Raw genomic sequence first — 11655 nt, 5'->3', positions numbered from 1 at the left:
GATCTGCATAAATCTTTGCTGAAATATTTTTTTTCATATTTCATCAATAACGTGATCGAAGTCACCATTTCTACGCCAACGACAACGTTTGCTCTCGATATGACGCCGGGTAAATAACGGTAAAGCGCTGGCGCGTTTGTGAGTGCCTCTTTACAATCATTGATGATTCTATGATTTGTTGCCATCAGTAAGGATTCTTTCATGTTGAAACGCACTTTGACCGCAGTGGCGACAGTTCTCGCCCTGTCTTCGATCTCTGTCTCCGCTCTTGCCGCTAAGGGCGATGCGCATGTCCTGCTGACCACTTCAGCAGGCAATATTGAGCTGGAGCTTAATAACCAGAAAGCACCGGTTTCGGTGAAAAACTTTGTGGATTACGTCAATAATGGCTTTTACAACAACACCATTTTTCATCGTGTGATCCCCGGCTTTATGTTGCAGGGAGGTGGGTTTACTGCCGATATGCAGCAGAAGCAGACAAATGCACCGATTAAAAATGAGGCAGATAATGGGCTGCTGAACAAACGCGGCACCATTTCTATGGCGCGTACCGCCGACAAAGACAGCGCCACCAGCCAGTTCTTTATTAACGTTGCCGATAATGCCTTCCTCGATCATGGCCAGCGTGATTTTGGCTATGCGGTATTCGGTAAAGTGGTGAAGGGGATGGATGTGGCGGACAAAATTGGTCAGGTTCAGACCAAAACCTTCGGCCCTTACCAGAATGTCCCGGTCACACCGGTTGTTATCCTGTCGGCTAAAGTGTTGCCTTAATTCATCGACAGTTTTCTCTGCCCGGGCCAGCCTCTGATGGCCCGGTTGTAATGGACCGATCATGCTGCTGCTTATCGACAATTACGACTCCTTCACCTGGAATCTCTACCAATATTTTTCTGAATTGGGCGCAGAAGTCTGCGTGCGGCGCAACGATGAGATTACCCTCGCTGATATATCCGCGCTGGCCCCTCGGCAGCTGGTGATTTCCCCCGGCCCCTGTACCCCGAACGAAGCGGGGATCTCTCTTGATGCTATCCGTCATTTTGCTGGTCAGCTGCCGATCCTCGGCGTTTGTCTCGGACATCAGGCCATCGCACAGGCATTTGGTGCGCGCGTTGAACGGGCACGAAGAGTGATGCACGGTAAAACATCAGCGATTGAACATAACGATGGCGGCGTATTCTCCGGTCTTAACCATCCGCTGACGGTGACGCGCTATCACTCGCTGATTGTGGCGGCAGACACTCTTCCCGCTGAATTTGAACTCACCGCCTGGACGCGACGCGATGACGGACAGCCTGACGAAATCATGGGATTTCGCCATCGCACGCTCCCGCTTGAAGGGGTGCAATTCCATCCGGAAAGCATTCTTAGCGAACAGGGCCATCAACTGTTGGATAATTTTCTTAAACGCTGATTAATGTTTGCCTTTATGACTTTTTATGCATATTTTATGACTATATTTTCATGCATACAAAAAGACTAAATGGTGGGGTGATGGATGACGAAGGAAAAAATGGCGGTTACGCGGGCAACGTTTGATGAGGTGATTTTGCCTGTTTATGCACCAGCGCAGTTTGTGCCGGTGAAAGGCAAAGGTAGTCGTATCTGGGATCAGCAGGGCAAAGAGTATATCGATTTCTCCGCTGGGATAGCGGTTACCGCGCTAGGGCATTGCCATCCGGCGCTGGTTGCGGCGCTAAAAACCCAGGGAGAAACCCTGTGGCACACCAGCAACGTCTTTACCAACGAGCCAGCCCTGCGTCTGGCGAGCAAACTGATCGCCGCCACCTTTGCCGATCGCGTATTTTTTGCCAACTCCGGTGCGGAGGCCAACGAAGCGGCTTTCAAACTGGCCCGCTACTACGCCTCCCAGCGCCACAGCCCGTATAAAAGCAAAATCATTGCCTTTCACAATGCGTTTCACGGCCGCACGCTGTTTACCGTTTCCGTTGGTGGGCAGCCAAAATACTCCGATGGCTTCGGGCCAAAACCAGCGGACATCGTTCATGTTCCCTTTAACGATCTGGCGGCGGTCAAAGCGGTTATCGACGATCATACCTGCGCGATTGTTGTTGAGCCGATCCAGGGAGAGGGCGGTGTAGTACCGGCCACCCAAGAGTTTATGCAGGGACTGCGTCAGCTGTGTGATGAACATCATGCGCTGCTGGTGTTGGACGAAGTGCAGAGCGGTATGGGCCGCAGCGGCAAGCTGTTTGCCTGTGAGCATTACGGCGTGCAGCCGGATATCGTGACCAGTGCGAAGGCGCTCGGCGGCGGCTTCCCGGTCAGCGCAATGTTAACCACCCATGAAATTGCTTCGGTAATGGCACCGGGCGTACATGGTACGACCTACGGTGGTAACCCGCTGGCCTGCGCGGTGGCTGAAGCGGCGCTGGATATTATCAATACGCCGGAAGTGCTCGACGGTGTGGCCGCACGGCGGCAACTGTTTGTTGATGCGCTACAGACGCTAAATGCCCAAAGGGATCTGTTCAGCGAAATCCGTGGCATGGGGCTGCTGATTGGCGCAGCGCTGAAGCCACAGTACGCCGATCGCGCACGCGATATTCTTAACGCGGCGGCAGCCGAAGGGGTGATGGTGCTGGTGGCTGGCAATGGCGTGATGCGTTTCGCGCCTTCGCTGGTGATTGAACCTGCCGATATCGCTGAAGGTATGAAACGCTTCGCGGCAGCCGTCGAGAAGGTGCTGGCGTAAACGCGGCGTTAATCTGACCCGGTGGCGACCCTGGCGGGGGCCGCCGCTATGATCGTTTACCTAAGCGATGTACCAGCCAGTGGCCATGATGCGGGCGCTGACGCCAGGCCAGTGATGAAATGGTGTGCATGGTGTTAAGGTGGTCGAGAATGCGCTCGATATGGCCTTCGAGGATAGTGAGCGGGCCATGCTGAAAATTATCCGGTGCCTCAAGCACGTTGTTTTCTGAACCCGGCCCATCATATTCCAGCCGCTGCTGGCAACGTTGCAGGGCTATCTCGCAGGACTGAAGGTAGCGTTCCGCCAGCGAAGAGGTCAGCATAGTATGCTCCCGCGCCATAATCGTCATCGCATTAATATGTTCAACGATAAGCTGGCTGTGGGTGACCCACAGCTTCATATCGGACAGATAGTGGGAATCGAAACCGGGCTCCTGCATCGCCTGGTTCAGGGAGTTATACAGTGCGTTGTGCGCCTGATTAACCTTGATACGCTGGTTGGCCAGCTTGCTGACATCCTGTTCATTGCCCAACAACATCTGCAACGCTTCCTGATAAGCCTCCAGCGCGTCATGTGCGTTCTGGCGCAGCAGCCCGCTCTGCCACTGCGGCCACAGCCAGATATTGCCGCCAAAAGCGATCAGGCAGCCCATCAACGTATCTATCAGACGCGGTAATAAGAAACCCTCCCCGTTCAGCGACAAAAGCTGAAGAGAATAAACGGTGGTCACCGTAAAGCCCACCGTCGCCCAGCCATAGAAATTGCGCAAAATCAGATAACTCACCAGGGTGATGGCCAGCATCACCAGCAGCGTCATTGATTCAGGGGCATGCAGACGCAGAGCCAGCGCCGCCACCGCCAGCCCGGCCAGGGTGCCGAGCGCTCGGTGCTGAATGCGAACGCGGGTGGCACTGTAGCCGTTGAGACTGACAAACATCACGGTCATCAGTATCCAGTACGGCTTTGGCATATTTAAAAACAGCGCCAGCGTACTGGCAAAGGTGAGCATCACTCCGTAGCGTGCGGCGGTTCGCAAAGCGGTGGATTTGAGCGACAGATAACTCTTCAGCGCTGGCAGCAGCGGCAGACGGCGTTGGCGGTCGGCCATCAGATCGCGGCGGTAGAGCGGGCGTTGGGTGCGCAGCACGCGGCCAATTCGGCTGAAATGATAGTAGCAAAAATTACCCACCGGGTTATCTGGATGCTGGCGGACAATCTTCTCCAGCGCCTCGAGCGGCCGCTCCATCGTGAAGCGTTGGGGGAAGCGGTGATACAGAATATCGTCGGCCAGTTCACGCAGGCGTGCGGCGATGCGTTGTGCGTTCCAGCGGATCACCGCCTCGGCGTGACTCTGGCTCACCAGTTTCTTGACGTCTTCAGGCTGATGCAGGCTAACGGCGATATGTTCCTGCAAATCCAGCGCCACCTGGAAAGCGCGCATCAGGGGCTGATAGTGCTGGTTGCGGTTGGCTGCCAGCATATGGATTTGCTGGTAACAGGTGGTAATGAGGTCGACGGCTTTTTGCTGACGGGCGAACAGCGGCGGCATTGCGGTTGAGGGATCGTTCAACTGGTTTAAATGGCGATATTTTGCCTCGCAGTAGTCCGCCAGCTCGTGATACAGCAGGCTAAGCGTTTCGCGCATCGGCTGCTCTTTCCACAGCCAGAACCAAAACCAGTTAAACACCCCGTACCAGATAGTGCCAAGAATATACAGTAGCGGAGGTTGCCACATCGGCACTCTGCCCGCGAGGCTCAGGGTAAAAATGGCGGCAATCAGCGAAGCGGGCATCAGTCGCCCATGCAGTGGGCTTATCTCACCGGTGACTCCCAGCAGCAGCGCCATCGCCAGCAGGATCAGCGGCAGGGGGGCCCCTTGAACTGCGGCATACTGGATAACAAAACTGCTGCCGGCGAACAGGCTACCGCCAACCACCAGGCGTTTGAAGAAGCGTCTGTGCGGCGTATCCAGCCCGGCATTGTTGCAGCAGGCGGGAACCAGAGAGAACAGCAGACCTTTCTGTAAATCACCCAACAGCCAGCCGAGTGCGACCGGTAAACACAGCACCAGCGTTTGCCGCAGGGCATAGTTCACTTCAGGTTGATAGATGATTCTCCGCCACATCAGCCGCACCAAATAAAAAAAGGCGCGACAGAGGCTGGCGCGCCGTGGGTTCAGAAGCGGTTAACGTGTGCCGTAAACGACGATAGTTTTACCGTGTGCAGAAATCAGATTTTGATCTTCCAGCATTTTCAGAATACGACCCACCGTTTCGCGCGAGCACCCGACGATCTGACCGATCTCCTGACGGGTAATTTTGATCTGCATCCCATCGGGGTGCGTCATCGCGTCAGGCTGTTTCGCCAGGTTCAGCAGGGTCTGGGCGATGCGTCCGGTCACATCAAGGAAAGCTAAATTACCCACTTTCTCTGAGGTCACCTGTAGGCGGCGCGCCATTTGTGAAGAGAGGCGCATCAGGATGTCAGGATTGACCTGAATCAGCTGACGGAATTTTTTGTAAGAGATTTCAGCCACTTCACAGGCTGCTTTAGCACGTACCCAAGCACTGCGCTCCTGTCCCTCTTCAAAGAGGCCCAGCTCGCCGATAAAATCTCCCTGGTTGAGGTAGGAGAGGATCATCTCTTTGCCTTCTTCATCCTTGATCAACACTGCCACAGAGCCTTTGACGATGTAGTAAAGGGTCTCTGCCTTTTCACCCTGATGGATCAGCGTGCTTTTGGACGGATATTTGTGAATATGGCAATGTGACAGGAACCATTCTAGAGTCGGGTCTGTTTGCGGTTTGCCGAGAACCATTCGCTGTTATCCTCTGTTGTTATCGTGCCTGAATACATCCTGTTTTTCACGCTGCAAGGGTGATACCGATCTTGCTGTCGCACGTAATAGTAGAATATACGGGGGCTGAATCCCTGCCAGGCGTTGAAATAGTCAAGCGTTCCCATAAAAAGAGACACTGGCCCTCATTCTGCGCTGGCCGCGTGCTGTTGTTCCGCTTTCACCACGCGATGAGGCAGGTGAAATTTTACAGCTCAGTTTGTAGCACAGCTTGAGATGGCTGTCTTCTGTTGTCTCGCTTCAGCATAGTCAGAAAAAGAGAGCATTGCCGTTTTAATGACTGCGGCGTACCCTGCACTAACCGAATGAATTCGAGGATTTTGTTATGCAGGCACGAGTCAAATGGGTTGAAGGGATGACGTTTTTGGGAGAATCCTCATCTGGTCATCAGGTGCTGATGGATGGAAATTCGGGTGACAAAGCGCCGAGTCCGATGGAGATGGTGCTGATGGCGGCCGGAGGGTGCAGTGCCATTGATGTGGTTTCCATTCTGCAGAAGGGCCGCCATCACGTCGCTGACTGTGAAGTGAAACTAACTTCAGAACGTCGCGAAGAGGCCCCGCGTATTTTCACTCATATTAATCTGCATTTTGTTGTCAGCGGCAAAGCGTTGGCAGATAACGCGGTAGCACGTGCGGTCGATCTCTCTGCGGAAAAATACTGCTCGGTGGCGATCATGCTGGGCAAAGGGGTTGAGATGAGCCACAGCTATGAAGTCATCGAACTGAGCTGATCCACATCCCCGTTTAGCCGTGAAGGAAAGAACGTCAGCCGATTTTCTTTCCTTCGATCAGCCGTTTAACCAGTGGCCCCATAATCAGCTCCATCGCCAGCCCCATTTTGCCGCCCGGCACCACAAGCGTGTTGATATGTGAGATAAACGAACCCTGCAACATCGCCAGCAGGTAAGGGAAATCGATATCTTCCAGCCCCTGAAAGTGGATAACCACAAAACTCTCATCCAGCGAAGGGATACCGCGTGCGGCAAACGGGTTGGAGGTGTCCACCGTCGGTACTCGCTGAAAGTTGATATGTGTGCGTGAAAACTGCGGAGTAATAAAGTTGATGTAATCCTCCATGGAGCGCACCACGGAATCCATCACCGCTTCACGCGAGTGGCCACGCTCGCTGGTATCGCGCACCAGTTTCTGGATCCATTCAAGGTTGACGATGGGCACCACGCCAACCAATAAATCCACGCGGTTCGCCACGTTATGCTGCGGTGTGACAACGCCGCCGTGCAAACCCTCATAAAACAGCACATCGGTCGGTTCCGCCAGCGGCTGCCACGGCGTAAAGGTACCGGGCACCTGTTTCCAGGGGACGGCCTCATCATAGGTATGCAGATACTTGCGCGACTTGCCTTTACCGCTGCGGCCATATTCACTAAAGGTGTGCTCAAGTAGCCCAAAATCGTTGGCTTCCGGGCCAAAATAGCTGATGTGCTTGCCCATATCGCGCGCTTTGCGGATCGCCATATCCATTTCCGGGCGGGTAAAGCGATGGAAGCTGTCTCCCTCAACTTCTGCTGCACGCAGGTTAAGCTGCTGGAAAATCTTCCTGAATGCCAGGCTGGTGGTGGTGGTTCCTGCGCCGCTGGAGCCGGTGACGGCAATAACCGGATGTTGAGTCGACATGGCGTACTACTCCCTGCAAAAAACGGGTGGGGCTGCATTGGTAACATGATTTGGCGATCTGTGTCACCCATGCAGCAGGTACAGCGCTGAAATCCAGGCAAAAGCCGGTTAGCCGTGGAAATGCCCGCGCGGCATGATATTGACCGACTCGTGCAGTTCAGACCACACCAGCACGACTTCGCCGCTGCTGAGTTGACGGCGGACGTCGGCGACTTTCTGTTCCAGCGATCGCTCATGTTCGCCGTAATCGGTGCCCTCACGCAGGACAAAGGCTTCAATCAGGTTATCAAGCGTTGCAGAATCGAGTTCTTTCCAGGGAATAATCATCAGTTTTCCAGCCAGGTAGTGAGCCATTGCGGGATGCGTTGCTCCAGCCACATTTGTGGGCTACGCAGCGTTCCGCCAACAAAACCGACGTGCCCGCCATGCTGTGTCAGCTGATATTCAACATTTGACGGCAGCAGGGCAGGGTCGGGGATCACGTCAGGGGTCATAAAAGGGTCATCCTGTGCGTGAATGATCAGCAGCGGCTTACGTATCTCCGGCAACAGCGGCATAGCGCTGCAACGGCGGTAGTAATCGCTGGCATCAATAAAGCCGTGGGCGCGTGCGGTGATCGCATTATCAAATTCGCGCAGCTGGCGCATGGATTCGAGCTGCACCAGGTCGACGGGCAGCGTTCCGGGCCAGGCGCGCAGTTTACGCCGCGCATTCTGCTTCAGCAGGCCGAGCAGATAACGCTGATAGAGGCGGGAAAAGCCTTGCTCCAGCCGCAGACTACAGGGCTCCAGCATCAGCGGAGCGGATACCACCACCCCGGCATCCAGCAGGCAGTCATTCCCCTGTTTGCCCATCAGGCAGGCCAGCATGTTACCGCCCAGCGAGATGCCCACGGCAGCGGTCGGCACGTCGCCCCATTCAGCGCGCAGCCACTGTAAAAAATAGCTGGCATCGTCAGTTTCGCCAGAGTGATAGATGCGGTTCAGACGATTGGGCACGCCGCTACAACCGCGAAAGTGCATCACCACGCCCAGCCAGCCGCGCGCTTTCCACGCCTGCAACAGGCCGTGCGCATAAGGGCTGTGAAAGCTGCCCTCGAGGCCGTGGAACAGCACCACACGCGGCTTATTGCGCGCCTGGGCCGGGTCTTCGCTCCATGCCAGATCAACAAAATCACCGTCAGGCAGCGTCAGGCGCTGCCAGTGCGGTTTTAGCGTCACGCGGCGGCGTACCAGGCGCGGCAGAAGGGTTTGCAGATGCGCATTGCTGGCACCCGTCATCGGGCGAAACGGATTGCCCGCCGGACTGCCAAAAATCATAAGGTCTGAGCTTGTAGGATCCATAGCGCGCTGTTAGCTTCATCAGGTTGTTTATTTTTCCGGTGGGTGAGGAGCACCCGTTCTATGGAACTGAGTCTGTTTTTATCAATGTTAGGCTTTCTCTGGGTTGCTGCCATTACGCCAGGCCCTAATAATATGTTACTCACCGCCTCTGGCGCGAATTTTGGTTTCTTGCGCTCTCTCAGTTTACTGATTGGCATCATGATCGGGATGCAGGTCATGCTGCTGATGGTGGCGTTTGGCGTCGGCGGACTGATCCTGCTTTATCCCTCTTTGCATCTGTTGCTTAAAGTCGCGGGCAGCGTTTATCTGCTGTGGCTGGCGTGGAAAATCGGCAGCGCCGAATATGAACAGCTGGACACCGATAAGGCTCCGGCAGCGCGGATGCCGTTCTGGCAGGGTGGCCTGTTACAGCTGATCAACCCCAAAGCGTGGCTGATGGCGCTGGGAGCCGTTGCCAGCTTTAGCCTGGCGGGGGAGGCCTATCGCACTTCGGTGGTGGCTATCAGTATCGGTATGGCGCTGGTCAACGTGCTGTCCGGGCTTATCTGGCTGGCTTTTGGCACGCTGATTGGCCGTATTTTACGCAGTCGCCGCGCCTGGACGCTGTTTAACCTGTTTATGGGCTTACTGACCGCAGGCTGCGTCCTGCTGATTTGGCGCTAACGGACGCGTCGACCGCAACGGGTCGACACGGCTTAATCCCCTGAAAGGTCACTGCTTAAAGCCGTCGGTTTTAAGCAGGCTGTTCAGCACGCTGAGATCGGTTTCAAACTCCAGCGTGTCATTTTCCAGCAGGCGAAAATGCTGCTGGGCAAAGGCGGATCGCAGCGCTTGCAATGCCTGGAGGCAGTTTTTTTCCACCTCCGGCAACCCGCCATGCAGCTGTGCCTGGGCCGACAGCACCAGCCCGCGTTTAACCACCTTGCCCACCTGCGGCAGATAGCGTTCTAAAAAGGCACTTCCCGGCTTCACATCCTGCGGATCGTTCTGCATGCAGCCCAGAATCAGTTCAGCGTAGCCGATAAGCTCATCCAGTTCCTTTTGCAGTAATTCCGGCAGCCTGGGCTGTGCACTTAACGCGTGCAGTTCCAGCCAGAAGGCGCTGAATTGCGTTTTCTCTGTGGGTTTTTCTGTTGTGGGCTGTGTGCGCTCAGCGTCGCCAAAGGAACGCTCAACCGGCCCTGGTGAGGGTGCTTTGCTTAATCTGCTAAGGTCAGGCCGCTTTCTTTCCCAAAATATTGCCAGCGCCAATAACACAGCAAAGGGGTATAAAAATGCGCGGTGCGAGACGTCGGAATAGATATCCTTATAGGCAAGGGTAGACAGCATCATTATCAGGATGAGCAAAGTGGTATAAGCTTTAAAACGGACACAAACCGCCAGCAGGTAACCGGAGAGGGCCATCCAGTAGGGTGCGGCGAGGAGGTCGCCAAATGCCAGCCATACAGCGCCTTGCGGCAGAACCCAGTAAAAACAGCGTCGGCGATAGATATACAGGTGCAGCAGCATCCCACCACTGGTCCATGCCATCATAAGAGCCGCGCCCTTAGTACCGACATCAGCGGTGGCCTTACTGACATATTCGGCTGACCAGCTAATATCAAAGGCAAGATCGCTAAACCAGAATGCCAGCAACATCATTGCAATCTGGACACACAGCTTCACCAGTCTGGAAGACTTATAGCTTTTGCTGAACGCGTTATCCTGTGCGTTAATCTGATTGTCAGCGGCGTAGGTGCGGTTGAATTCGGCGATGCTCATCCGTTATTCCACCTTTCCCTGTCTCAGCTGTTCCTGAGCACCGGTTGTCGCCAGCACGCGCTGTTTTAGCTCCTGCTCCATCCCCACCAGTTCTTTTTCGACTTCAAGACGGCGGCTGCGCGCATCCGCCGCGATGGTCAGGGTATCTTCCAGCGTGGTCAGCAGGCGGGTTTGCACATCACGCAGCGTTTCGATATCCACCACCGAACGTTCTACCTGGGTAGCGGTTTCTATGCTGCCGGTTTGTAACAGCTCCGCATTGCGCTTTAGCATCTCATTGGTGGTGTCGGCCACCTGTTTTTGCAGCTGCGCTGCCTGACGCTGTGAGTGCAGCGACATGGCCAGCACTATCTGGCTTTTCCACAGGGGAATGGTGGTGAGAATGCTGCTCTGAATTTTCTCCGCCAGCGCCTGGCTGTTGCTTTGCATCAGACGGATTTGAGGGGCCATCTGCACGGCAATGGTGCGTGATATCAACAGGTCGTGCAGACGGCGTTCAAAGCGCTGTATCGCCCCCACCAGGTCGCGTACCCGCTGGGCTTCCATCGCATCTCCACTGGCCAGCGCACTGGCCTTTGCCTCGGAGAGTTCTCCGCTTTCGATCAGCTGCAACTTCTGTTTACCCGCCAGAATATGCAGGCTGATCTGCTGGAAGAAATCGCGGTTGCGCTGAAACAGCTGCTCAAGCGTGGCGATATTACGCAGCAGACCCATCTGTGCTTGCTCAAGCTTCTGCGTCAGCGTATCGACCTGCTGGGTCAGCGTCTGATATTCCAGCACCGTACGTTCAAGGCGGTTAAACAGCCTGCCGAGCAGCGGAATCGAGGTCAGCAGACTCTTTTTTTGCCCCACCACTTCGGGATCGATACTTTTGACTTTTTGCAGCAGGTCGGTGATTTGCTGTCCGATCTCGCCGGCATCTTTTGCCCGCACTTCACTCATCAGCATTTCAGCGAAGCGCGAGATCGCGTTCATGGTGCTGGCACCATAGCCAATCGCCATCAGCGGATCGTTAATATTAATCTGTTCTGTCAGCTCGGCGAGCTGCTTCTGTTCCGCTTCTGTCAGCGTTTTTGCTACGGCGGTGCTATCGATTGGCTCAATGCCAGTGGAGGTATCCGTCACGTCATAATCCTTATGCGAAGCGTGAAATAAGCAATGCGGCTAAAGGTAACAGGAAAAACACCCCGGCAAAACAGGGTTGGCATGGCGAAAGGGAGAAGATCGCTCAATAGAAAACTGAAATTTGACTTAACTGCGTTTATTGCCATTTCCGGCAATCGAATGCATAAAAAGTACTAAGTCACTTTTGATATAAAGAATAATTTTTAATTACTTTAT

At 54.7% G+C, this 11655-nt stretch carries 12 protein-coding genes; 5 read left to right on the top strand and 7 right to left on the bottom strand.

What is annotated here, in order from left to right; all coding sequences use genetic code 11:
• The first annotated feature begins 201 nt into the window (after positions 1 to 201).
• The 3 genes from ppiA (at position 202) to argD (ending at position 2716) form a co-directional block, all read left to right on the top strand.
• Positions 202 to 774, top strand: coding sequence for a peptidylprolyl isomerase A (gene ppiA / locus EPIR_RS16390; protein WP_023656591.1), 573 nt, complete (start codon positions 202 to 204; stop codon positions 772 to 774).
• Positions 775 to 835: 61 nt separating this feature from the next.
• Positions 836 to 1414, top strand: coding sequence for an aminodeoxychorismate synthase component II (locus tag EPIR_RS16385; protein WP_023656590.1), 579 nt, complete (start codon positions 836 to 838; stop codon positions 1412 to 1414).
• A gap of 84 nt (positions 1415 to 1498) precedes the next feature.
• The gene (gene argD / locus EPIR_RS16380) at positions 1499 to 2716 is read left to right on the top strand and encodes a bifunctional acetylornithine/succinyldiaminopimelate transaminase (protein ID WP_023656589.1); all 1218 of its coding nucleotides are present in this window, start codon (positions 1499 to 1501) and stop codon (positions 2714 to 2716) included.
• Between the two features lie 46 nt (positions 2717 to 2762).
• On the opposite strand, the gene EPIR_RS16375 is transcribed toward argD, so the two are convergent.
• Together EPIR_RS16375 and crp are read right to left on the bottom strand one after the other, a co-directional pair.
• Entirely contained in the window at positions 2763 to 4841 is a 2079-nt protein-coding gene (locus tag EPIR_RS16375; RefSeq protein WP_023656588.1) for a YccS/YhfK family putative transporter, read from the bottom strand.
• A 60-nt stretch (positions 4842 to 4901) separates the two neighbouring features.
• A complete protein-coding gene (gene crp / locus EPIR_RS16370; protein ID WP_004160660.1) occupies positions 4902 to 5534 on the bottom strand; it encodes a cAMP-activated global transcriptional regulator CRP in 633 nt (210 codons plus the stop codon).
• A 364-nt stretch (positions 5535 to 5898) separates the two neighbouring features.
• Between crp and EPIR_RS16365 the strand changes: the two genes are divergently transcribed.
• Positions 5899 to 6306 (top strand): OsmC family protein, encoded by a 408-nt coding sequence (locus EPIR_RS16365; RefSeq protein ID WP_023656587.1) that lies wholly within the window; start codon positions 5899 to 5901, stop codon positions 6304 to 6306.
• Positions 6307 to 6340: 34 nt separating this feature from the next.
• On the opposite strand, the gene EPIR_RS16360 is transcribed toward EPIR_RS16365, so the two are convergent.
• The 3 genes from EPIR_RS16360 to EPIR_RS16350 all read right to left on the bottom strand — a co-directional run bounded on the left by EPIR_RS16360 (position 6341) and on the right by EPIR_RS16350 (position 8553).
• Positions 6341 to 7210 carry a phosphoribulokinase gene (locus EPIR_RS16360; protein WP_023656586.1) on the bottom strand — a complete coding sequence of 290 codons (870 nt, stop codon included), beginning with the start codon at positions 7208 to 7210 and terminating at the stop codon, positions 6341 to 6343.
• A 108-nt stretch (positions 7211 to 7318) separates the two neighbouring features.
• Positions 7319 to 7537 carry a YheU family protein gene (locus EPIR_RS16355; RefSeq protein ID WP_048697955.1) on the bottom strand — a complete coding sequence of 73 codons (219 nt, stop codon included), beginning with the start codon at positions 7535 to 7537 and terminating at the stop codon, positions 7319 to 7321.
• Positions 7537 to 8553 (bottom strand): hydrolase, encoded by a 1017-nt coding sequence (locus EPIR_RS16350; RefSeq protein WP_023656584.1) that lies wholly within the window; start codon positions 8551 to 8553, stop codon positions 7537 to 7539. The genes EPIR_RS16355 and EPIR_RS16350 overlap by 1 nt, the downstream gene beginning before the upstream one ends.
• 60 nt (positions 8554 to 8613) lie before the next feature.
• Between EPIR_RS16350 and EPIR_RS16345 the strand changes: the two genes are divergently transcribed.
• The gene (locus tag EPIR_RS16345; RefSeq protein ID WP_023656583.1) at positions 8614 to 9216 is read left to right on the top strand and encodes a LysE family translocator; all 603 of its coding nucleotides are present in this window, start codon (positions 8614 to 8616) and stop codon (positions 9214 to 9216) included.
• A 48-nt stretch (positions 9217 to 9264) separates the two neighbouring features.
• Here the strand turns inward: EPIR_RS16345 and EPIR_RS16340 are convergent, their stop codons facing one another.
• Complete coding sequence (locus tag EPIR_RS16340; protein ID WP_023656582.1) at positions 9265 to 10314, bottom strand: hypothetical protein; 1050 nt, start codon at positions 10312 to 10314, stop codon at positions 9265 to 9267.
• 3 nt (positions 10315 to 10317) lie between these two features.
• Positions 10318 to 11439 carry a toxic anion resistance protein gene (locus EPIR_RS16335; protein ID WP_023656581.1) on the bottom strand — a complete coding sequence of 374 codons (1122 nt, stop codon included), beginning with the start codon at positions 11437 to 11439 and terminating at the stop codon, positions 10318 to 10320.
• Positions 11440 to 11655: the final 216 nt, after the last annotated feature.

This window comes from Erwinia piriflorinigrans CFBP 5888 (genome assembly GCF_001050515.1).
GTDB lineage: Bacteria > Pseudomonadota > Gammaproteobacteria > Enterobacterales > Enterobacteriaceae > Erwinia > Erwinia piriflorinigrans.
This window is presented reverse-complemented; position numbering and strand designations above follow the sequence as displayed.

Bases quoted from the DNA above. Each gene is read 5' to 3' on its own strand.
- ppiA (WP_023656591.1), top strand. From the start codon at position 202: ATGTTGAAACGCACTTTGACCGCAGTGGCGACAGTTCTCGCCCTGTCT.
- EPIR_RS16385 (WP_023656590.1), top strand. From the start codon at position 836: ATGCTGCTGCTTATCGACAATTACGACTCCTTCACCTGGAATCTCTAC.
- argD (WP_023656589.1), top strand. From the start codon at position 1,499: ATGACGAAGGAAAAAATGGCGGTTACGCGGGCAACGTTTGATGAGGTG.
- EPIR_RS16375 (WP_023656588.1), bottom strand. From the start codon at position 4,841: ATGTGGCGGAGAATCATCTATCAACCTGAAGTGAACTATGCCCTGCGG.
- crp (WP_004160660.1), bottom strand. From the start codon at position 5,534: ATGGTTCTCGGCAAACCGCAAACAGACCCGACTCTAGAATGGTTCCTG.
- EPIR_RS16365 (WP_023656587.1), top strand. From the start codon at position 5,899: ATGCAGGCACGAGTCAAATGGGTTGAAGGGATGACGTTTTTGGGAGAA.
- EPIR_RS16360 (WP_023656586.1), bottom strand. From the start codon at position 7,210: ATGTCGACTCAACATCCGGTTATTGCCGTCACCGGCTCCAGCGGCGCA.
- EPIR_RS16355 (WP_048697955.1), bottom strand. From the start codon at position 7,537: ATGATTATTCCCTGGAAAGAACTCGATTCTGCAACGCTTGATAACCTG.
- EPIR_RS16350 (WP_023656584.1), bottom strand. From the start codon at position 8,553: ATGGATCCTACAAGCTCAGACCTTATGATTTTTGGCAGTCCGGCGGGC.
- EPIR_RS16345 (WP_023656583.1), top strand. From the start codon at position 8,614: ATGGAACTGAGTCTGTTTTTATCAATGTTAGGCTTTCTCTGGGTTGCT.
- EPIR_RS16340 (WP_023656582.1), bottom strand. From the start codon at position 10,314: ATGAGCATCGCCGAATTCAACCGCACCTACGCCGCTGACAATCAGATT.